This window comes from Streptomyces albus subsp. chlorinus, from assembly GCF_013302895.1.
GTDB lineage: Bacteria > Actinomycetota > Actinomycetes > Streptomycetales > Streptomycetaceae > Streptomyces > Streptomyces chlorinus.
Map to the genome: position 1 here is coordinate 5,441,005 of NZ_VJOK01000001.1, position 20,871 is coordinate 5,461,875.

The window sequence follows — 20,871 nt, forward strand, 5'->3', positions numbered from 1 at the left end:
CTCGCCGGTGCGTTCCTCGGCGCGGGTGTGCGCCGCCAGCTGCGCCCCCGTGCGGTCGGCCACCGCCATCGCGGCGGCCAGCCGCGGATCGTCCAGTGGCAGCGTGCCGTCGTCCAGCAGCCAGATGTAGCCGTGGACGACGCCCCGGTCGCGGACGGGCAGGCAGATCCGGCCGTGCACCACCCCGGCGGCCGGGTCGGGAGGGACGCGGACCGGACCGGTCGCGCGGGCGATGCCCCAGCTCTCGAAGAAGGCCCGCACGGCGGGGGTGGAGCGGCGCTGGAGGATGGTGCGGGTGCGCACGGAGTCGAGGGCCAGGTCGCCGCCGCTGCTCTCGTCCCCGCCCTCGTGGGCGCCGAAGGCGATGAGGGAGAAGTCGCGGCCCTCCAGCGTGGCCGGGGTGCCCAGCAGCTGGGAGACCTCGTCGATCAGCGCCTGGTAGTCCTCGCGCATGCCGCCCGGCCTCCGTGTGGTCGTCCGCTTTCCGCGGGGGAGCCCCGCCCGCCCATTCTCATACATCTGTCTGAGATCTGGTCCACGGACGCGTGACAGCTGTCGATGGTCCGGCGGTGGCGCGATCCTTACGTTGTGAGCGGCTCGGCGCCCGTGTCGTGGAGCCGCTCACAAGAACACTCCGTGGAGGTGCCCCGTGCTGGGTCCCGTGCTCCTCGCCGCCGCGCGCAGCGACAGCGTCCGCCGCCTCGTCTCGGCCGCCCCGGTCACCCGTCCGGTGGTGGACCGGTTCGTGGCCGGCGAGCAGCTCGATCAGTGCCTGGCCAACGTCACGTCGCTCGCCGGGCGCGGGATGCAGGTCACCATCGATCACCTGGGCGAGGACATCACCGACCGGTCGGAGGCCCTCCGCAACCGTGACGCCTACCTCGCGCTGACCGACGCGCTCTCCGGCTCCGGGCTCGCCGGGCACGCCGAGATGTCCGTCAAGCTCTCCGCCTTCGGCCAGGCGCTGCCGGGCGGGCACGAGCTGGCCCTGGCGAACGTGCTGCCCGTCGTGGAGGCCGCCACGGCCGCCGGGACGACGGTCACCCTCGACATGGAGGACCACACCACGGTCGACTCCACCCTCGCGATCCTCGGGCAGCTGCGCGAGCGCTTCCCGAGCACCGGCGCCGTGCTCCAGTCCTACCTCTTCAGGACCGAGGAGGACTGCCACGCGCTGGCTGGTGAGGGCTCGCGCGTCCGCCTCGTCAAGGGCGCGTACAAGGAGCCGGCCGAGGTCGCCTTCCAGAACAAGCGGGACGTGGACCGGGCCTATGTGCGCTGCCTGAAGATCCTCATGGCGGGCAAGGGCTACCCGATGGTGGGCTCGCACGACCCGCGCATGGTGGCCATCGCCCAGGACCTCGCCGAGCGTTACGGTCGGAAGAGGGACGAGTACGAGTTCCAGATGCTGTACGGCATCCGCGAAGCCGAGCAGGAGCGCCTGGTCGCGCAGGGCCACAGGATGCGTGTCTACGTTCCTTACGGCACGGACTGGTACGGCTACTTCATGCGACGCCTCGCGGAGCGCCCGGCGAACACGGCCTTCTTCCTCAGGTCCCTCGTCTCCCGCGGCTGACAACCAGGCATCCGCACCCCGCACCCATCGCCCGACCCGACGACCACAAGGAGCAACCGTGGACGCTGTGACCCAGGTCCCCGCCCCGTACAACGAGCCGGTGCACACCTACGCGCCCGGCAGCCCCGAGCGCGCGCGCCTGGAGGCCAAGCTCAAGGAGCTGGCGGACAACCCCCGTGAGCTGCCGATGACGATCAACGGCGTCAAGCGCATGGGCGGGGGCGCGCGCGTGGACGTCGTGCAGCCGCACAACCACAAGAAGGTGCTGGGCACCTTCGCCACCGCCACCCGCCAGGACGCGCAGGACGCCATCGACGCAGCCCTGGCCGCGGCCCCTGCCTGGCGTGCGATGTCCTTCGACGACCGCGCCGCGATCATCCTCAAGGCCGCCGAGCTGCTGGCCGGCCCCTGGCGGGAGACCATCGCCGCCTCCACGATGCTGGGCCAGTCCAAGACCGCGCAGCAGGCCGAGATCGACGCGCCCTGCGAGCTGGTCGACTTCTGGCGCTTCAACGTGCACTTCGCCCGTGAGCTGCTCGACGAGCAGCCGCTGATCCAGCCGAACGGCGTCTGGAACCGCATGGACCACCGCCCGCTGGAGGGCTTCGTCTACGCGATCACGCCGTTCAACTTCACCGCGATCGCCGGCAACCTGCCCACCGCCCCGGCGCTGATGGGCAACGTCGTGGTCTGGAAGCCGTCCCCGACCCAGACCCACTCCGCCGTGCTGCTGATGGAGCTGCTGGAGGAGGCCGGGCTGCCCAAGGGCGTCATCAACCTGGTGACCGGTGACGGCAAGGAGGTCTCCGAGGTCGCCATCCCGCACCCGGACCTGGCCGGGATCCACTTCACCGGCTCGACGGCCACCTTCCAGCACCTGTGGAAGAGCGTCGGCGAGAACATCGCGAACTACAAGTCCTACCCGCGCATCGTCGGCGAGACCGGCGGCAAGGACTTCATCGTCGCCCACCCCACCGCCGACCCGGCCGTCCTCAAGACCGCCCTCACCCGCGGCGCCTTCGAGTACCAGGGCCAGAAGTGCTCGGCCGCCTCCCGCGCCTACCTGCCCCGCTCCCTGTGGGAGGGCGGTTTCCAGGACGCGCTGGCCACCGAGGTGCGGGGCCTGACCATGGGCGATGTGACGGACCTGTCCCACTTCATCGGTGCCGTGATCGACGACCGCGCCTTCGCCAAGAACAAGGCCGCCATCGACCGCGCCAAGGCCGACCCGAGCTGCGAGATCCTTGTCGGCGGCACGTACGACGACAGCGTCGGCTACTTCGTCACGCCGACCGTCATCGTCTGCTCCGACCCGGAGAACGAGGTCTTCAAGACCGAGTACTTCGGGCCGATCCTCGCGATCCACGTCTACGAGGACGAGGACTGGGAGGCGATGCTCGACCAGATGGAGTCCGCCTCCGCCTACGCGCTGACCGGCGCCGTGATCGCCAAGGACCGGGCGGTGCTGGCCGAGGCCTCCGAGAAGCTGCGCTTCGCGGCGGGCAACTTCTATCTGAACGACCGCCCGACCGGCTCCATCGTCGGCCAGCAGCCCTTCGGCGGCGGCCGTGCCTCCGGCACCAACGACAAGGCCGGCTCGAAGTTCAACCTGCTGCGCTGGTCGTCGCCGCGGGCGATCAAGGAGACCCAGGTCGCCCCGACGGACTACCGCTACCCGCACATGGGCTGACGGCCCAGTGGCCTTGAGCGGCCCGGTCCCGTGGGGGCCGGGCCGCTCGGCGTGTGGCTCTCGTCTCACATAGTAGGAAGGCCAAGTATCTGGCGAGACATCACGGCTCCGCGCTCCTATCTTTGTAGGAAGCCGATCGTCCCGCTCGACCGAGCGCTTCGTGGATGTGACGCCCGTGCCCGAGAGCAGGCGACCCCTGCCGCACCGGCTGTCCCCGCGCCTTTGGCTGTCCGTCGCGTCTCTTCGGCGACCCTTCATTTCTCCTCGCACCGCGCAGAAGGAGTTGTGTACTCATGGCCACGCCAGCAGCCACCCCCGTCCCCGCCTCCCGTCTCCGCCGCTCCCGAGCCGCTGCCCGCCTCCGCGAAGAGGACCGCCGCAACGCCGCCGAGGCCCTCCAGCGCGCCTTCGACCGCCGCTGAACCAGCCGGGCTCCCTCCCTCCCGGGCCGGGGAAGGGAGGGAGCCCGCGTCCGGTCGCGGCGCCCCGGTGCCCGGAGCGCCCCGCCGCTCAGGAGCGCCGCACCACGAAGTGGTCGATCCGCCGTCCCGACCGCGCCAGGGCCGTCACGGAGAGGGCGGGCCGGGGCCCGGGGCGGGACTCGACGGCGAGGAGGGAGAACCCGGTCCAGCGCACCCGGGACCACTCCGCCCGCTCCTTCTCGGCGGCCTTCCCCGGCCCCCAGCGCACTGTCCCGACCTCGTCCCGGTCCTCGGTGTGCCCCTCGTAGCTGTCCGGCGCCGAGGCGAACTCGTACAGCTTCCGGCCGCCCCCGCCGGCGGTGACGTACACGGTCCCGTCCCGTGCGGGGTCGGTGTGCTCGCCGATCGGCAGGGGCCGGGTGGCCCGGCCGCCCCTGAGGGGATCCGTGCGCTCGTACACATGGTTGTGGCCGTTGATCACGAGATCGACGCGGTGCCTGTCGAACAGCGGCACCCACTCCTCGCGCACGCCCCCGTCGGACCCGTGCGTGGCGGTCGAGTACGCGCAGTGGTGGAAGAACACCAGCACGAAGTCGATCCCCGGCGCCACGCGCAGCCGCTCCAGCTCGCGCGCCAGCCACCGGGTCTGCGCGCCACGGGTGAGGCCGCGGTTCGCCGGGATCTCGTGGCTGACGTCGTTGGCGTCGAGCGCGATCACCCCCGCGTTCCCGTAGCGGAACGAGTAGATCCCGGGGACCTCGTCGGGGGAGGGACCGTTGCCCGGCAGGAACCAGCGGGCGGACTGGCCCCCGTAGCCGCTGGGGGAGTACCACGCCTCCATGTCGTGGTTGCCGGTGGTGACCATCCACGGCACCCGGGAGGCCACCGGTTCGGTCTGGGCGAGGTACTGGTCCCACACCCGCGCGTCGTAGGTGTCGGACTTCTTGCCGTGGCCGGTCCCGTCCGCGTAGCACAGGTCGCCCGCGTGCAGATGGAAGGCGGGGTTCTGGCCGAGGAGCAGGTGGTTGCCGGCCAGCGCGTCGGGGCCGACGCCCTGGTCCCCGAACGCCGTGAAGACGAAGGGGCGTTCGCCCCCGGCCGGCGGCGCCGTGGTGAAGGAGCCCACCGTGCCGATCCGTTCGGCCGACGCCGGGTCGAAACCGTCGTGCCCGACGCCGTAGTAGTAGGTGGTGCCGGGCCGCAGGCCGTCCAGTGCGGCGTGCAGGTACAGCTGCTCCACCTCGGGCAGTTCGGGGGCGAGCGACGGGGTGCGCAGGGGGCGCACCCGGGCCGGTACCCGCTCTCCCAGGTCCCACGGCTTCAGCCCGATCCGCACGTACGGGCGCCGTACGGCGAAGGGGACCTGCCAGGAGATCCGCAGCTGTGTCCGGGGGTCGGCCCCGAAGGCCAGGTGCCGGCCGAACGGTGCGACATGCCTGCCGTCCACCGTCGCCCTGGACCGCACGGGCGTGGGCGCGGCCCCGCCGCCCCGCGCCCCGCCGAGCGACGCCTCGGAGCCGGCGACCAGCCCCGCCGCCCCCGCCGCCATCAGTCCGGCCCCGCGCATCACCCGGCGCCGTGTCAGTTTCTCTCTGAGCCAGGCGTGCTGCTCGGCCATGCTCATCCGGCCGGCGAGGCGGGCGGGAATGCCGACGCGGGGGAGGTCGTCGTTGGCGCTCATGTCCCGGAGCTTTCCCGGCGGCGGCAACCGGCCGGGGACGCAGGGGCGTACGGGCCGTGAACGCGGCGCCGGGCGAGCGCACCGTCGCGGTGCGTCCGTCATGCGGACAGCCTTGTGTCAGGCCCTGGGACGGGGAGTAGTGTCGGCCGCATGTCTTCAGGAACGGCCTCCCCGACGGACCGCACCATCGACCTCGCAGTGATCTCCGGCGACGGAATCGGCCCCGAGGTCGTCGCCCAGGGCCTCAAGGTCCTCACCGCCGTCCTCCCGCAGGACGTCAAACTGGAGACGCACGCGTACGATCTCGGCGCGAAACGCTGGCACGCCACCGGCGAGACCCTCACCGACGCCGAGCTGGAGCAGCTCAGGGCGCACGACGCGATCCTGCTCGGCGCCATCGGTGACCCGGGCGTCCCCTCCGGGGTGCTGGAGCGCGGGCTGCTGCTGAAGCTCCGCTTCGCCTTCGACCACTTCGTCAACCTGCGCCCCTCCAAGCTCTACCCGAACACCACCTCGCCGCTGGCGGGCGAGCCGGAGATCGACTTCGTCGTGGTCCGCGAGGGCACGGAGGGCCCCTACGTCGGCAACGGCGGCACCATCCGCAAGGGCACCCCGCACGAGGTGGCCAACGAGGTGAGCGTCAACACGGCCTACGGCGTGGAGCGGGTCGTGCGCGACGCGTACGCCCGCGCCCAGGCGCGCCCGCGCAAGAAGCTCACGCTGGTCCACAAGAACAACGTGCTGGTGCACGCGGGCCACCTGTGGAAGGACACCTTCGACCGGGTGGGCCGCGAGTTCCCCGAGGTGACCACCGACTATCTGCACGTGGACGCGGCCACGATCTTCCTGGTCACCGACCCGGCGCGGTTCGACGTGATCGTCACCGACAACCTCTTCGGTGACATCCTCACCGACCTGGCCGCCGCCGTCAGCGGCGGTATCGGCCTGGCCGCCTCCGGGAACATCAACCCGACCCGCGAGTTCCCGTCCATGTTCGAGCCGGTGCACGGCTCGGCGCCGGACATCGCCGGTACGGGCAAGGCCGACCCGACGGCCACCGTGCTGTCCGTCGCCCTCCTGCTGCGGCACCTCGGCTACGAGGCCGAGGCCGCCCGCATCGACGAGGCCGTCACCGCGGACCTCGCCGAGCGCGCGGGCACGGCCCGCACCACGGACGAGATCGGCGACGCGCTGGCCGCCCGGGTGGCCGGCTGAGCGACCCTCCCGGGACCTCCCCGCCAGGACGGCGGGGAGGCGTGGCGGAAATGACACAGGTGTCCGCCCGGGAACGGCGGCCCCCGCGCGATAATCGGGTGTGGGGCCGCCGCAAGAGGGAGTACTCGGACGTCCCGGCACCCCCTCCCCGGGACGCGGTCCGCAACAGGCACGAACGAAGGACGCGGACATGACGACGCCCCGTATCGCATTCGACCTCAAGCCCTCCGCGAGCCCGCTGGGCGACGCCGAGCGGGATGCCGTGCTGGCGAACCCCGGCTTCGGGCGGCACTTCACCGACCACATGGTCACCATCCAGTGGACGGCGGGCCGCGGCTGGCACGACGCGCGCCTGGAGCCGTACGCGCCGCTCCAGATGGACCCGGCGAACATGACGCTGCATTACGCGCAGTCGATCTTCGAGGGGCTCAAGGCGTACCGGCAGCCCGACGGCTCGGTGAAGGTGTTCCGCCCCGAGGCCAACGCCCGCCGCTTCCAGCGCAGCGCGCGGCGGCTGGCGATGCCCGAGCTGCCGGTGGAGACGTTCGTCGAGGCGTGCGATCTGCTGGTCGGGCACGACAGGGCGTGGGTGCCCGGCGAGGGTGAGGCGTCGCTCTACCTGCGGCCGTTCATGTTCGCGAGCGAGGTCGGCCTCGGCGTCAAGCCCGCCGACCAGTACACGTTCGTGGTCATCGCCTCCCCGGCCGGCCCCTACTTCTCCGGCGGCGTCAAGCCGGTCTCCGTGTGGCTGTCCGAGGAGTACGTGCGGGCGGCGCCCGGCGGCACGGGCGAGGCCAAGTGCGCCGGGAACTACGCCGCCTCGCTGGTGGCCCAGGCCGAGGCCGCCGAGCACGGCTGCGACCAGGTCGTGTGGCTGGACGCCGTCGAGCGCCGCTACATCGAGGAGATGGGCGGCATGAACCTCTACTTCGTCTACGGGAGCGGCGAGAACGCGAGGATCGTCACCCCGGAACTGACGGGCACGCTGCTGCCGGGCATCACCCGCGAGTCCCTGCTGCGGATCGCCGCCGACCTGGGGTACGAGACGGGCGAGACGCGGATCACCACGGACGAGTGGCGCCAGGGCAACGCGGACGGCTCACTCACGGAGGTCTTCGCGTGCGGCACGGCCGCCGTGATCACCCCCGTCGGCGAGGTGAAGTCGGCGCGGGGCCACTGGACGGTGGGCGACGGCGGCGCGGGGGAGATCACCCTGCGGCTGCGGGAGGCCCTGCTGGCGATCCAGACCGGCCGTGCGGAGGACAAGCACGGCTGGATGCACACGCTGGGCTCCTGAGTCCTGGCGCCGGGATCCGGCACGGCACTCCCGGCACGGCTCACGCGCCCCGGCACGGCGCACTCCCGGGCAACCTCGCACCCCCCGGGCAACGTCGCGCCCTCCGGGCAACCTCGCCCCTCGGCATCCGGCACTCCCTGCCCGGGCGCCAATACCCAGGCGGACAAGTGGGGCGTGTCATAGTAAATCCGGAGCCGCAATCGTGTACATGTACCTGACATGCGATGGTCGGGCTTCCTTGGCCGAAGGGCCTTCCGGCGGCGCTCGGATGGCGGTTGTCATCGACCGCCTCCCGGAGGGCCGAGATCCACGATGCCGCATCGTCAGGTGTCCCAGCAGGAACAGGCAGACCGGCAGGAACGCGGAAGCGCGGCGGCGGCCCTGGGCCGCCGCCGCTTCCTGACCGTCACGGCGGCAGCCGCCGCGCTCGCCTTCGCCACCGACCTGCCCGGCAGCGCCCAGGCCGCCGAGGTGGACGCGAGGCGGGCCGTGAAGTCCGACCCGTTCACCCTGGGCGTCGCCTCCGGCGACCCGCTGCCCGGGTCCGTCGTGCTGTGGACCCGGCTGGCGCCCCAGCCGTACGAGACCGGCGGCGGCCTGCCCAGGGCACGGATCGCCGTGCGGTGGGAGATCGCCCACGACAGCCGCTTCCGCCGGATCGTGCGCCGGGGCACCGCCACCGCGCACCCCGAGTTCGACCACGCGGTCCACGTGGAGGCCGGCGGCCTGGCCCCCGACCGCGTGTACTACTACCGCTTCCGCGCCGGCACGTGGCTCAGCCCCGTCGGCCGCACCCGCACGGCACCCGCCGCCGGCGCCGACCTGAACGAGCTGCGGCTGGCCGCCGTCTCCTGCCAGGCGTACCACGACGGCTACTACACCGCCCACCGCCACCTCGCCGAGGAGGACGTGGACCTCGTCTTCCACCTCGGCGACTACCTGTACGAGTACGCCGTGGACGCGCACGGCGGCGCCCGCCGGTACACCGACCGCGAACTGCCCGCCCACTTCAACAAGGAGACCGTCACCCTGGAGGACTACCGGCTGCGGTACGCCCTCTACAAGAGCGACCCCGACCTGAGGGCCGCGCACGCCGCGCACCCCTTCCTGGTGGCCTGGGACGACCACGAGACGGAGAACAACTACGCGGGCGACATCCCCGAGGACGGGGGATCGCCACAGGACTTCCTGCTGCGCCGGGCCGCCGCCTACCGCGCCTACTGGGAGAACCAGCCGCTGCGCCGCCCCCAGCGGCCCACAGGCCCCGACATGCGGCTCTACCGCCGGCTGCGGTTCGGCAGGCTCGTCCAGTTCGACATCCTCGACACCCGCCAGTACCGCTCCGACCAGGCGTACGGCGACGGCGCCCACCACCCCGGCCCCGAGTCCGAGGACCCGAGCCGCACCATGACCGGCGCCGCGCAGGAGCGCTGGCTCATCGACGGCTGGCGCGCCTCCGACACCGTCTGGAACGTGGTGCCGCAGCAGGTCACCTTCTGTGAGCGCCGCACCAACTCCACCCCCGACTACAAGGTCAGCATGGACGCCTGGGACGGCTACCCCGCCTCCCGCGAACGCCTGCTGGCCGGCGCCGAGTCGGCCGGCATCGAGAACCTGATGGTGCTCACCGGCGACGTGCACAAGGGGTACGCGTACGACATCAAGCGCGACTTCGGCGACCAGAAGTCCCGCACCATGGGCACCGAGATCGTGGCCACCTCCATCACCAGCGGCAAGGACGGCCAGGACAAGCCCGCCGACTGGGACGCCTACACCGGTGCCAACCCCCACATGAGGTTCTACAACGGCCGCCGCGGCTATGTGACCGTCCGCCTCGGCAAACGCGAGGGCCGCGCCGACTTCCGCACGGTGACCGCCGTGACGAAGCCCGGAGCCCCCGTCACCACCGCCGCCTCCTTCGTCACCGAGGTCGGCAACCAGGGCCTCCGGCGGGTGTGAGGCCATCCCCCCTTGTCACGTTCCGCATTCGGAACATCACTTTTCGACGTACTCTCACAGGCAGGGGCGCCCCTCGGGAGGGGCGCCCGTGTCCCCGGGAGAACGTGATCACTATGGCCCACCCCCACGCGAAGGACCTCGACCCCTACACCTCGCCCCGCGCCTTCTACGGCTCCGAACTGCGCCGCCTGCGCGAGGCGGCGGGCCTCAGCCAGGACGGGCTGGGGGAGCGCGCCTTCTGCTCCGGCACCTACATCGGGCAGTTGGAGGTGGGCACCCGCCGTCCGCAGACGGACCTGTCGCAGACCTTCGACGGCATCCTCGGCAGCGGCGAACACCTGCACCGCCTGAGCAAACTGGCCCGCAAGTCCAAGCACCCCGACTACTTCGCGGACGCGGCGGAGCTGGAGAAACTGGCGGTGTCCCTCTGCGAGTTCTCGCCCATGCTGGTGCCGGGCTTCCTCCAGACCGAGGGGTATGCGCGGGCACTCATCCGGGCTGCCATGCCACTCGCCCCGGAGGAGGAGGTGGAAGGGCATGTCGCGACGCGGCTCGCGCGGGGCCGCCGGCTGCTGGGTCCGAACGGTCCCGACGTGTGGGCCATCGTGCACGAGGCCGCACTGCGCGTACCTGTGGGCGGAGCGGAGGTCATGCGCGGTCAGCTGGAGCACATCGCGGAGACCGTGCGCGAGCGCCGGGCCATCGTCCAGGTGCAGCCCTTCGCGGCCGGTGCCCACCAGCTCATGATGGGCGTCATGCTGCTCATGGCCTTCGACGACGCTCCGCCGGTCGCGTACGCGGAGGGAGCCCACACCGGCCAACTCATCGAAGATCCGGCGCTGGTGGCTCAGTGCCGCGCATCGTACGATCTGGCCAGGGCTGCCGCGCTATCGCTGACGGCCTCACTCGAACTGATCGAGGCGACGGCTAAGGAGCACCAAGCGTCATGATCCCCGACGACGAACTCAACGCTGCCTCGTGGCGCACCTCCTCGTACACGAACGGTGAGGGCGGTGCCTGCGTCGCCGTCGCTGACGGGTTCGCCGGGGTGTTGCCGGTGCGGGACACGAAGTGTCCGGAGGGGCCGACGCTGGTGTTCCCCGCGGACAGTTGGAACGCGTTCGTCCGCGGGCTGGCGCGCTGACGTGTCCGTTTCCGTATGGTGAGACGTTTTCGGGGCGCGGAAGGCGGGTGTGCCAGAATGCGTCCGTGCCCTCGTTCGTCATGATTATTGGCAGCAGGCGCGCCGGTCCGCAGTGACCGTCTGTCGTGGAAAAGATCCGCACGACAGCGGCCGCCGTGCCCCAGACCCGCGCGCAGACCTCTCGCACCCGCGAGGGGTTTTTTCGTTTTTCGGCCCACCAGGCCGGAGGCGGATGTCGCGAGGGATGATGGGGGCAAGTGGAGCGCTTTCTTCCGCAACCACTGAACCCAGCAGGAGCCACCAGCCATGACCCAGATCCCGGACGACAGCTTCCACGTCTTCGACACCACCCTGCGTGACGGAGCGCAGCGGGAGGGCATCAACCTGACTGTCGCCGACAAGCTGACCCTCGCCCGCCACCTGGACGACTACGGCGTCGGCTTCATCGAGGGCGGCTGGCCCGGCGCCAATCCGCGCGACACCGAGTTCTTCGCCCGCGCCCCGCGCGAGATCGAGTTCAAGAACGCGCAGCTCGTCGCGTTCGGCTCCACCCGCAGGGCGGGCGTCCCCGCGCAGATCGACCCGCAGGTCAAGGCGCTGCTCGACTCCAAGGCGCCGGTCGTCACGCTGGTGGCCAAGGCGCACGACCGGCATGTGGAGCTGGCGCTGCGCACCACGCTGGAGGAGAACCTCGCGATGATCGCCGACACGGTCGGCCATCTGCGCGAGAAGGGCCGCCGCGTCTTCGTCGACTGCGAGCACTTCTTCGACGGCTACCAGGACAACCCCGACTACGCGAAGCAGGTCGTGCGCACCGCGTACGAGGCGGGCGCCGACGTGGTGGTGCTCTGCGACACCAACGGCGGCATGATCCCCGCCCGCGTCCAGGCCGTCGTACGGACCGTCGCCGCCGACACCGGGGCCCGGCTGGGCATCCACGCGCAGGACGACACGGGCTGCGCGGTCGCCAACACCCTCGCCGCGGTGGACGGCGGCGCCACCCACGTGCAGTGCACCGCCAACGGCTACGGCGAGCGCGTCGGCAACGCCAACCTCTTCCCCGTCGTCGCCGCGCTGGAGCTGAAGTACGGCAAGCGCGTCCTGCCCGAGGGCGCGCTGGCCGAGACCACGCGGATCTCGCACGCCATCGCCGAGGTCGTCAACCTCACCCCCTCCACGCACCAGCCCTACGTCGGCACCTCCGCGTTCGCGCACAAGGGCGGGCTGCACGCCTCCGCGATCAAGATCGACCCGGACCTCTACCAGCACATCGACCCGGAACTGGTCGGCAACACCATGCGGATGCTGGTCTCCGACATGGCCGGCCGCGCCTCCGTCGAGCTGAAGGGCAAGGAGCTGGGCTACGACCTGGGGGGCGACCGCGAGCTGGTCGGCCGGGTGGTCGAGCGTGTCAAGGAGCAGGAGCTGAAGGGCTACACGTACGAGGCTGCCGACGCCTCTTTCGAACTGCTGCTCCGCGACGAGGTGCACGGCGGCGCGGCCGGCACCGCGCCCCGCTTCTTCCGCGCCGAGTCGTGGCGCACCATCGTCGAGCAGCGGCCCGACGGGGAGCAGGTCAACGAGGCGACCGTGAAGCTGTGGGCCAAGGGGGAGCGCATCGTCGTCACCGGTGAGGGCAACGGGCCGGTGGACGCGCTGGACCGGGCGCTGCGCGCGGGCCTGGAGCGCATCCACCCCGAGCTGGCGCGGCTGAACCTGGTCGACTACAAGGTCCGCATCCTGGAGGGCCGTCAGGGCACGTCGTCCACCACGCGGGTGCTGGTCTCCATGAGCGACGGCGGCGGGGAGTGGACCACGGTCGGCGTGGGGGACAACGTCATCGCCGCCTCCTGGCAGGCGCTGGACGACGGCTACACCTACGGGCTGCTGCGCGCGGGCGTGGAGGCGCACGACTGAGCGGCCTCACCCGCCGGCCGGGGCCGTCGGCGTGAGGGACTGGTCGAAGTGGTCGCGTACGTGGCCTAGGACCAGCTCCCTGTCCACGCCCGGCAGCCCCACCACCAGGTGGGTGCCGAAGCCGTCGAGGAGGGCACGGGTGCGGGTCGCGAACCGCTCGGCGTCCACCGGGGCGAACTCCCCCGCTGCCATGCCCTCCACCAGCAGCGCCACCAGGTCCCGGTGCCAGCTCAGCTCCAGCTCCAGCTGGCGGGTGCGCACCTCCTCGTCGGCCAGCTGCGAGCGGTTCCACACCTCCAGCCACAGCGCCCAGTGCGGGTCGCGGTGGCCGCGCGGGAGGTACAGCTCGACCAGCGTGTCGAGCCGTTCCCGGGCCGGTGTCCTGCGGGCGAGCGCGGCGCGCCGCTCGGCCCCGAGCTGCTCCTCGCTCCACTGGAGCGTCTGGAGGAGCAACTCGTCCTTGGTCTTGAAGTAGTAGACGAGGTGTCCGCTGCTCATGCCGACCTCGCGGCCGAGGGCGGCCATCGTCAGCCGGTCCAGGCCGCGGTCCGCGATCATCTCCATGGCGGTGGCCAGCAGGCGCTCCCGCGGCTGCGCCGCGCGCCGCCGGCCACCTCCCCTGGCGCCCGTGCGCTTGTTCCCGGCTTGCGTGGCCACCGCGTCCGCTTCTCCCTCTGGTCGGCTGCCGTCACCGACCGGTCAGCCTAACCGGGTGCCGGTCCGGGACCCGGGGCTGCTGCTGGGTGATGCAGTGGATGCCGCCCCCGGCGGCGAAGACCGTGCGGGCGTCGACGAGGGTCACCGTCCGCTCCGGGAAGAGCCGCCGGAAGATCCCGGCGGCGTGCTCGTCGCGCGGGTCGCCGAAGCCGCACAGCACCACGCCGCCGTTGCACAGGTAGTGGTTGACGTAGGAGTAGTCGACCGGTTCGCCGTCCTCGGTCTCCGTCACCGTGGGCGCGGGCAGTTCGACGACCTCCAGCCGCCGGCCGCGCGCGTCGGTCGAGGAGCGCAGCAGCCCGACCGTCTCCTCGCACAGGTCGTGGTCGGGGTGCGCGGGGTCGGGCTGGGTGTGCGCGACGACGACGCCGGGTGCGGCGAACGCGGCCACCAGGTCGACGTGGCCGCGGGTGCCGTAGGTCCCGTAGTCGGCGGTCAGACCGCGCGGCAGCCAGATCGCCTTGCGGGTGCCGAGCCGGGCGTGGATCTCCGCCTCGACCTCCTCGCGGCTCCAGCCGGGGTTGCGTTCGGGGCCGAGCTGCACGGTCTCGGTGAGCAGCACCGTGCCCTCGCCGTCCACGTGGATGCCGCCGCCCTCGTTGACCAGCCGCGAGGAGTGCACGGGGGCGCCGGCCTGTTCGGCCACGAACGAGCCGAGCAGCCGGTCCTTGTCCCAGCGTGCCCACTCCTGGGCGCCCCAGCCGTTGAACGTCCAGTCCACGGCGGCCAGCCGGCCGCCCTCGGTGACGAACGTGGGGCCGATGTCGCGCATCCACGCGTCGTCCAGCGGCCGGCCGACGACCTCGATGTCCGCCCCGAGCTGCTCGCGTGCCCCCGCCACGTCCTCGGGGTTGGCGACCATGGTGACCGGCTCGAACCGGCGTACGGCGCGGGCCACCGACGCCCAGGCGGCCCGCGCCTCGGCCAGTACTCCGTCGCCGTCGAAGGTCGGGTTGTGGCCGGGCCAGGCCATCCAGGTGCGCTCGTGCGGCGACCACTCGGGCGGCATGACGGGGGCGGCGTCGGACGTGCGGGTGCTCATGAGGCGGGGGTTCCTTGGGTGCTCTCGATGGTGCTCGGCGTCAGAGGAAGTAGAGGCGGTTGAGGGAGACGCTCTCGGCCGGTTCGGAGCGCAGCGGTTCGCCGTCCAGGGTGACCAGCCCGGTGCGCTGGTCCACGTCCACCTCGCCCAGCCGCGCGTTGTGCACCAGGTCGGCCGGACCGATGCCGCGGCAGCCGCGGACGGCCACCCGGCGCCGCCGGGTCGGCAGGGTGTCGGCGCCCCGCTCGATGGCCGCGCGGGAGACGAAGGCGACGGACAGTTCGGCGGGGGCCGCGCCGTGGCCGCCGAACAGCGGCCCCAGCACCAGCGGTTCGCTGGTGTCGGTGGCGGCGTTGGGGTCGCCGGTGACGCCCCAGGCGGGGAAGCCGGACTTGAGGACGAGCTGCGGCTTGGCGCCGAAGTAGGCGGGGTGCCACAGCACGATGTCGGCCATCTTGCCCGGCTCGATGGAGCCGATCTCGTGGGAGAGGCCGTGCGCCAGGGCCGGGTTGAGGGTGAGCTTGGCGATGTAGCGCAGCACGCGCGCGTTGTCGTCGTCCCCGCGCGCCGCGCCGGTCATCGCCTCGGCGCCTTCCATCGCGCCGCGTTCCGCCTTGAGTTTGGCGGCCATCTGGAAGGTGCGCCGTACGGTCTCGCCCGCGCGGCCCATGCCCTGCGCGTCGGAGGAGGTGATGCCGATGGCGCCCAGGTCGTGCAGGACGTCCTCGGCGCCCATGGTGCCCGCGCGGATGCGGTCGCGGGCCATGGCGGCGTCGCCGGGCAGGTCCGTCTTCAGGTCGTGCACCGAGACGATCATTCCGTAGTGCTCGGCGACCGCGTCCCGGCCGAACGGCAGCGTCGGGTTGGTGGAGGAGCCGATGACGTTGGGCACCCCCGCCATCCGCAGCACGTTGGGGACGTGCCCGCCGCCGCAGCCCTCGATGTGGAAGGCGTGGATGGTGCGCCCGTCCAGCACGGCGAGGGTGTCCTCGACGGCCAGTGCCTCGTTCAGCCCGTCGCTGTGCAGGGCGACCTGGACGTCGTGCTCCTCGGCCACCCGCAGCGCGGTGTCCAGCGCCCGGTGGTGGGCGCCCATGTCCTCGTGCACCTTGAAGCCGCAGGCCCCGCCCTCGGCCAGGGCCTCTTCCAGCGGCGCCGGGTGCGAGGAGGAGCCGCGGCCCAGGAAGCCGATGTTGACGGGCCAGGCGTCGAAGGCGGAGAAGGCGTGCCCCAGCGCCCAGGGCGAGTTGACGCCCACGCCCCACACCGGTCCGAACTCCTGGCCGATGATGGTGGTGACGCCGGAGGAGAGCGACGCCTCCATGATGCGCGGCGAGAGCAGGTGGACGTGGGTGTCCACGGCGCCCGCCGTGGCGATCAGCCCCTCGCCGGAGACGATCGAGGTGCCGGTGCCCACGACGACGTCCACGCCGTCCACGGTGTCCGGGTTGCCGGCCCGGCCGACCGCGTGGATGCGGCCCTCGCGGATGCCGATGGACACCTTGCGGATGCCCTGCACCGCGTCGATCACCAGGACGTTGCTGATCACGATGTCGCAGGTCTCGCGGACGGCGGCGGCTTTCAGGAGCAGTCCGTCGCGGGCGGTCTTGCCGAATCCGGCCAGGAACTCGTCGCCGGGCCGCTGTGCGTCGGACTCGACGCGTACGACGAGTCCGGTGTCGCCCAGCCGCACTCGGTCGCCCGCGCGCGGTCCGTGCACCGCCGCGTACTCGCGCGGATCCACACTCATGCCGCTCCCTCCGGTCCCTCCGGGGTTCCTCCGTCACAGGGTTCTCCGCCGTCCTGGGGCACCGCGCCCAGATAGCCGCAGGCCGCGGCGCGCCGCAGCGCCTCCTCGCGGGCGCCGGGGGCGTCCAGCGGTCCGTCCACGAGGCCGGCGAAGCCGATGGCGACCCTCGCGCCGCCGATGGGGAGGAGCCCCACCTCGCGGGTGCCGCCGGCATCGAAGCGCACCGACGAGCCGGCGGGCACGGCGAGCCGCATGCCGTAGGCGGCGGCGCGGTCGAACTCCAGCCGGGGGTTGGCCTCGAAGAAGTGGAAGTGGGAGGTGACGCTGACCGGTACCTGAGCGGTGTTGCGCACGGTCAGCGTCACCCCGGGCGGTGTCGGGGCGTACGCCGCGTCGGTCCCGGGGCCCGCGGGCAGGACGGCGCCCGGGGCCTTGTCGGGGTCGAGCCCGGGGCGGCGGGGATGGGGGAGGAGATCACCGCGAGCCGGGAGCCGTCCTCGAAGACGGCCTCGACCTGGATCTCGGTGAGCACCTCGGCCACGCCGGGCAGGACGTCCGCGGGGCCCAGCACGGACCGTCCCGCCTCGATGGCCTCGGCGAGCCGGAGCCCGTCGCGGGCGGCCTCGCAGACGGTGTCGGCGATCAGTGCCGTGGCCTCCGGCACGTTGAGCCGGAGCCCTCTGGCCCGTCTGGCCCGCGCCAGCTCGGCCGTGCCGAAGATCAGCAGGCGGTCCCGTTCGGTCGGCCCCAGCCGCACGCTCTCCCACCTTCCCTCTCGTCCTCCCGCGCCCGCGAGTGGGGCCGGTGTGCAGGACCAGCATTTAGAGCAGCGCTCAAATAGTCAAGTATGTGCTCCCACCCATTGATCTGACCGCTCCACATGCCTCAGATTGAGCGGCGCTCAAAAAACGTGCCCGACCCTCAGGGAGCACCATGCAGATCGAGCAGCACGGCGTCGACGTCATCCCCGAAGCGGAACGCACGGGCCGCCCCCGCGACATCGTCAGCTTCCTCATCGGCTCCAATCTGGCGCTCGGCGTCGTCGTCTTCGGCTGGTTGCCGGTCTCCTTCGGGCTCGGCTTCTGGGCCTCCGTCTCCTCCCTGGTGCTCGGCACCCTGGCCGGCACCCTGCTGGTCGCCCCGCTGGCCCTGGTCTCGCTGCGAACCGCGACCAACCTGTCCACCAGCAGCGGCGCCCAGTTCGGCGTACGGGGCAGGCTGCTGGGCTCCGCCATCGGACTGCTGCTCTCACTCGGCTACACCGCGCTCACCCTCTGGGTCGGCGGCGACGTGATGGTCGGCTGCCTCGTCCGGCTCTTCGGGATGCCCGGCTCGGCCGCCGCCTACGCGGTCGTCTACGCGGTGCTCGCCGGGTGCACGGCGGTGTGCGCCGTCTACGGGTACAAGCTGCTGCTGCGGCTCAGCCGCGTACTGGCCGTCGGGATGTCCGCGCTGCTGGTCGTCGGACTGCTCGCCTACGCGCCGCAGTTCACCACCCGGGCGCCCGCCGGGACCGCGTACCTGCTCGGCGACTTCTGGACCACCTGGCTGCTGTCCGTCGTCGCCGCCGGACTGTCCGGCCCGATGGCCTTCATCACCCTGCTCGGCGACTACACCCGCTACATGTCGCCGGCCCGCCACTCCTCGCGCCGGGTCTACCTGACCACCTGCGGCGGACTCGTCGCCGGGCTGCTGATACCCCAGCTCTTCGGCACCTTCACCGCAGTCGCCGTGGACGCCGCCACCGACTACGCGGGCCCGCTGGTCGCCCAGGCCCCGTTCTGGTTCCTGGTGCCGCTGCTGCTGGCCGCCTCCTGGGGCTCGGTCGGCAACGCGGGACTGATGCTCTACTCGATGGGCCTCGACCTGGACGCGATCGTGCCGCGCACGACCCGCACCCGTGCCACCTGCACGGTGGCGGCCATGGCCACGGCCCTGGTCTACCTCGGCCACTTCGTGTGGGACGCGCAGGACGCGATGACCTCCTTCGTCCTGCTGCTGACCGCCGTCGGCGCCCCGTGGGCGGTCATCGTGCTGATCGGGCACGCGCGCTGCCGGGGCGTGTACGACGCCGAGGCGCTCCAGGTCCTCAACCGGCGCTCGGCCGGCGGATGTTACTGGTTCACCGCAGGATGGAACCCGCGCGCCACCGCGGCCTGGGCCGCCGGCTCCTGCGTGGGACTGCTGGCCGTGGACACCCCCCTGTACACCGGGCCCCTGGTGGCACATGTGGGAGGCTTCGACCTGAGCTTCCTGCTCTCGGCCGCGGTCACCGCCGCCGCGTACTGCGCGGTGACCGCCCGGCAGCCCGTGCCGCTGCCGGACGCGCCGGTACCCCCGGCGCGTCCCGCCGCGACGGACACGCACCCCGTCTCCTAGGCGCTGTGGGAACCCCACAGCCACCCCGGCCGGTGATGGGAGGTTCCCCTGCGTTCAGGCTCCCCCGCCCAGAGGTTCTGTCCAGCGCTGCCATGAATCGGCCGCGGAGACTGTACGAATCCGACGACGGCGATCCGCCCCGCGGTTTCGTAGGGTCTATACATGACCGATCTGTCCCAGCCGTCGCCCGGCTCCGAGGAGGCCGCGCCCGGCTCCGTCCCGGCGCAGGACACCCGCGGGCGCGTCGCCGAGCTGCACGCGATCCGTGCGCAGGTGCACCAGGGCCCCAGCGACAAGGCGACCGAGGCCCAGCACGCCAAGGGCAAGCTGACCGCGCGCGAGCGGATCGAGCTGCTGTTGGACGAGGGCAGCTTCCGTGAGATCGAGCCACTGCGCAGGCACCGGGCGACGGGCTTCGGGCTGGAGCAGAAGAAGCCGTACACCGACGGTGTGATCACCGGCTGGGGCACCGTGCACGGGCGGACCGTGTTCGTCTACGCGCACGACTTCCGGATCTTCGGCGGCGCGCTGGGCGAGGCCCACGCCACCAAGATCCACAAGCTGATGGACAAGGCGATCGCCGCGGGTGCCCCGCTGGTGTCCCTCAACGACGGCGCGGGCGCCCGCATCCAGGAGGGCGTCGCGGCGCTGGCCGGGTACGGCGGCATCTTCCAGCGCAACACCAAGGCATCGGGCGTCATCCCGCAGATCAGCGTGATGCTCGGCCCCTGCGCGGGCGGCGCGGCCTACAGCCCCGCGCTGACCGACTTCGTCTTCATGGTCCGCGACACCTCGCAGATGTTCATCACCGGGCCCGACGTGGTCCAGGCGGTGACCGGCGCGCAGGTGACGCAGGACGGCCTGGGCGGCGCGGACGTGCACGCGGCGACCTCCGGCGTGGCGCACTTCGCCTACGACGACGAGGAGACCTGCCTCGAAGAGGTCCGCTACCTGCTGTCCCTGCTGCCGCAGAACAACCGCGAGAACCCGCCGTCCGAGCCGGCCGGCGACCCGGCCGACCGGCGCGGCGACGCCCTGCTGGACCTGGTGCCCGCCGACGGCAACCGGCCCTACGACATGCGCAAGGTCATCGAGGAACTCGTCGACGACGGGGAGTTCCTGGAGGTGCACGAGCGCTGGGCCACCAACATCATCTGCGCGCTGGCCCGGATGGACGGCGAGGTCGTCGGTCTGGTGGCCAACCAGCCGCAGTCACTGGCCGGGGTGCTGGACATCGAGGCCAGCGAGAAGGCCGCCCGCTTCGTGCAGATGTGTGACGCCTTCAACATCCCGATCGTCACGCTGCTGGACGTCCCCGGCTTCCTCCCCGGCGTCGACCAGGAGCACGGCGGCATCATCCGGCACGGCGCCAAGCTGCTGTACGCGTACTGCAACGCGACCGTGCCCCGTATCTCCGTGGTGCTGCGCAAGGCGTACGGCGGCGCGTACATCGTCATGGACAGCCAGTCGATCGGCGCCGACCTGACCTTCGCCTGGCCGACCAACGAGATCGCGGTGATGGGCGCCGAGGGCGCCGCCAACGTCATCTTCCGCAGGCAGATCGCGGCCGCCGACGACCCCGAGGCCATGCGCGCCCGCATGGTCAAGGAGTACAAGGCCGAGCTGATGCACCCCTACTACGCCGCGGAGCGCGGCCTGGTCGACGACGTGATCGACCCGGCCGAGACCCGCGAGGTGCTGATCTCCTCCCTCGCGATGCTGCGCAGCAAGCACGCCGACCTGCCGTCCCGCAAGCACGGCAATCCTCCGCAGTGATGGGAGCACCGATGAACGAGACCGCTCAGGAGTCCGCCAGTACCGGCTCGCCGGGCAGCACGCCGCGCGAGATCGTGCGCGTCGAGAAGGGGCAGGCCAACGCGGAGGAGCTGGCAGCGGTGACCGCACTGCTGCTCGCGCGTGCCGCCGCCACCTCGTCGGCCGACGGGACCCGTGCCTCCGCGCGCCACACACGCCCGTCGAAGGCGGGATGGCGCCGCCTGGAGCGCCAGCACGGCTTCCGCGCCCCGCACAGCTGGCAGGGCTGAGGACCGCGGCGGCGGGATGCCCGCCGCCCGCCGGCGA

General features: G+C 72.1%; 16 protein-coding genes and 2 pseudogenes. 12 read left to right on the forward strand and 6 right to left on the reverse strand.

Features of this window, described 5'->3' with window-relative positions:
* Positions 1 to 453: pseudogene (locus FM076_RS23920) on the reverse strand (PucR family transcriptional regulator); the annotation flags it as partial.
* A 196-nt stretch (positions 454 to 649) separates the two neighbouring features.
* On the opposite strand from FM076_RS23920, the gene FM076_RS23925 reads away from it, so the two are divergent.
* From FM076_RS23925 to FM076_RS34720, 3 genes are all read left to right on the forward strand, one after another.
* Positions 650 to 1,576 carry a proline dehydrogenase family protein gene (locus tag FM076_RS23925; protein WP_173872997.1) on the forward strand — a complete coding sequence of 309 codons (927 nt, stop codon included), beginning with the start codon at positions 650 to 652 and terminating at the stop codon, positions 1,574 to 1,576.
* A gap of 58 nt (positions 1,577 to 1,634) precedes the next feature.
* On the forward strand, positions 1,635 to 3,266 hold the full coding sequence (pruA, locus tag FM076_RS23930; protein WP_173872998.1) for an L-glutamate gamma-semialdehyde dehydrogenase: 1,632 nt from the start codon (positions 1,635 to 1,637) through the stop codon (positions 3,264 to 3,266).
* Positions 3,267 to 3,559: 293 nt separating this feature from the next.
* Positions 3,560 to 3,688: a hypothetical protein gene (locus FM076_RS34720; protein ID WP_274598833.1), complete on the forward strand. Its 129-nt coding sequence runs from the start codon at positions 3,560 to 3,562 to the stop codon at positions 3,686 to 3,688.
* Between the two features lie 88 nt (positions 3,689 to 3,776).
* Here FM076_RS34720 and FM076_RS23935 read toward each other — a convergent pair whose 3' ends face one another.
* Positions 3,777 to 5,369: a purple acid phosphatase family protein gene (locus tag FM076_RS23935; RefSeq protein ID WP_180217836.1), complete on the reverse strand. Its 1,593-nt coding sequence runs from the start codon at positions 5,367 to 5,369 to the stop codon at positions 3,777 to 3,779.
* 150 nt (positions 5,370 to 5,519) lie between these two features.
* Here FM076_RS23935 and FM076_RS23940 point away from each other — a divergent pair, with 150 nt between their 5' ends.
* From FM076_RS23940 to cimA, 6 genes are all read left to right on the forward strand, one after another.
* A complete protein-coding gene (locus FM076_RS23940; RefSeq protein WP_173872999.1) occupies positions 5,520 to 6,584 on the forward strand; it encodes a 3-isopropylmalate dehydrogenase in 1,065 nt (354 codons plus the stop codon).
* A gap of 190 nt (positions 6,585 to 6,774) precedes the next feature.
* Positions 6,775 to 7,881 carry a branched-chain amino acid aminotransferase gene (locus tag FM076_RS23945; protein ID WP_173873000.1) on the forward strand — a complete coding sequence of 369 codons (1,107 nt, stop codon included), beginning with the start codon at positions 6,775 to 6,777 and terminating at the stop codon, positions 7,879 to 7,881.
* 312 nt (positions 7,882 to 8,193) lie between these two features.
* Positions 8,194 to 9,840, forward strand: coding sequence for an alkaline phosphatase D family protein (locus tag FM076_RS23950; protein WP_173873001.1), 1,647 nt, complete (start codon positions 8,194 to 8,196; stop codon positions 9,838 to 9,840).
* 113 nt (positions 9,841 to 9,953) lie between these two features.
* Entirely contained in the window at positions 9,954 to 10,790 is an 837-nt protein-coding gene (locus FM076_RS23955; RefSeq protein ID WP_173873002.1) for a helix-turn-helix domain-containing protein, read from the forward strand.
* The gene (locus FM076_RS23960; protein WP_173873003.1) at positions 10,787 to 10,984 is read left to right on the forward strand and encodes a DUF397 domain-containing protein; all 198 of its coding nucleotides are present in this window, start codon (positions 10,787 to 10,789) and stop codon (positions 10,982 to 10,984) included. Before FM076_RS23955 ends, FM076_RS23960 begins: the two co-directional genes overlap by 4 nt.
* A gap of 306 nt (positions 10,985 to 11,290) precedes the next feature.
* On the forward strand, positions 11,291 to 12,901 hold the full coding sequence (cimA, locus tag FM076_RS23965) for a citramalate synthase (RefSeq protein WP_173873004.1): 1,611 nt from the start codon (positions 11,291 to 11,293) through the stop codon (positions 12,899 to 12,901).
* 6 nt (positions 12,902 to 12,907) lie between these two features.
* Here the strand turns inward: cimA and FM076_RS23970 are convergent, their stop codons facing one another.
* From FM076_RS23970 to ureA, 4 genes and pseudogenes are all read right to left on the reverse strand, one after another.
* On the reverse strand, positions 12,908 to 13,558 hold the full coding sequence (locus FM076_RS23970) for a TetR family transcriptional regulator C-terminal domain-containing protein (protein ID WP_173873005.1): 651 nt from the start codon (positions 13,556 to 13,558) through the stop codon (positions 12,908 to 12,910).
* Positions 13,559 to 13,589: 31 nt separating this feature from the next.
* The gene (locus FM076_RS23975; RefSeq protein ID WP_173873006.1) at positions 13,590 to 14,660 is read right to left on the reverse strand and encodes an agmatine deiminase family protein; all 1,071 of its coding nucleotides are present in this window, start codon (positions 14,658 to 14,660) and stop codon (positions 13,590 to 13,592) included.
* A gap of 40 nt (positions 14,661 to 14,700) precedes the next feature.
* Positions 14,701 to 16,410, reverse strand: coding sequence for an urease subunit alpha (locus FM076_RS23980; RefSeq protein ID WP_173873007.1), 1,710 nt, complete (start codon positions 16,408 to 16,410; stop codon positions 14,701 to 14,703).
* Positions 16,407 to 17,167 (reverse strand): annotated as a pseudogene (ureA, locus tag FM076_RS23985) (urease subunit gamma). Before ureA ends, FM076_RS23980 begins: the two are co-directional and overlap by 4 nt.
* Positions 17,168 to 17,343: 176 nt before the next feature.
* Between ureA and FM076_RS23990 the strand changes: the two are divergent.
* The 3 genes from FM076_RS23990 to FM076_RS24000 all read left to right on the forward strand — a co-directional run bounded on the left by FM076_RS23990 (position 17,344) and on the right by FM076_RS24000 (position 20,834).
* Complete coding sequence (locus FM076_RS23990) at positions 17,344 to 18,789, forward strand: cytosine permease (RefSeq protein WP_173873008.1); 1,446 nt, start codon at positions 17,344 to 17,346, stop codon at positions 18,787 to 18,789.
* Positions 18,790 to 18,951: 162 nt separating this feature from the next.
* Positions 18,952 to 20,565, forward strand: a complete 1,614-nt coding sequence (locus FM076_RS23995; protein ID WP_173873009.1) for an acyl-CoA carboxylase subunit beta — start codon at positions 18,952 to 18,954, stop codon at positions 20,563 to 20,565.
* A gap of 11 nt (positions 20,566 to 20,576) precedes the next feature.
* Entirely contained in the window at positions 20,577 to 20,834 is a 258-nt protein-coding gene (locus FM076_RS24000; protein ID WP_173873010.1) for an acyl-CoA carboxylase epsilon subunit, read from the forward strand.
* Positions 20,835 to 20,871: the final 37 nt, after the last annotated feature.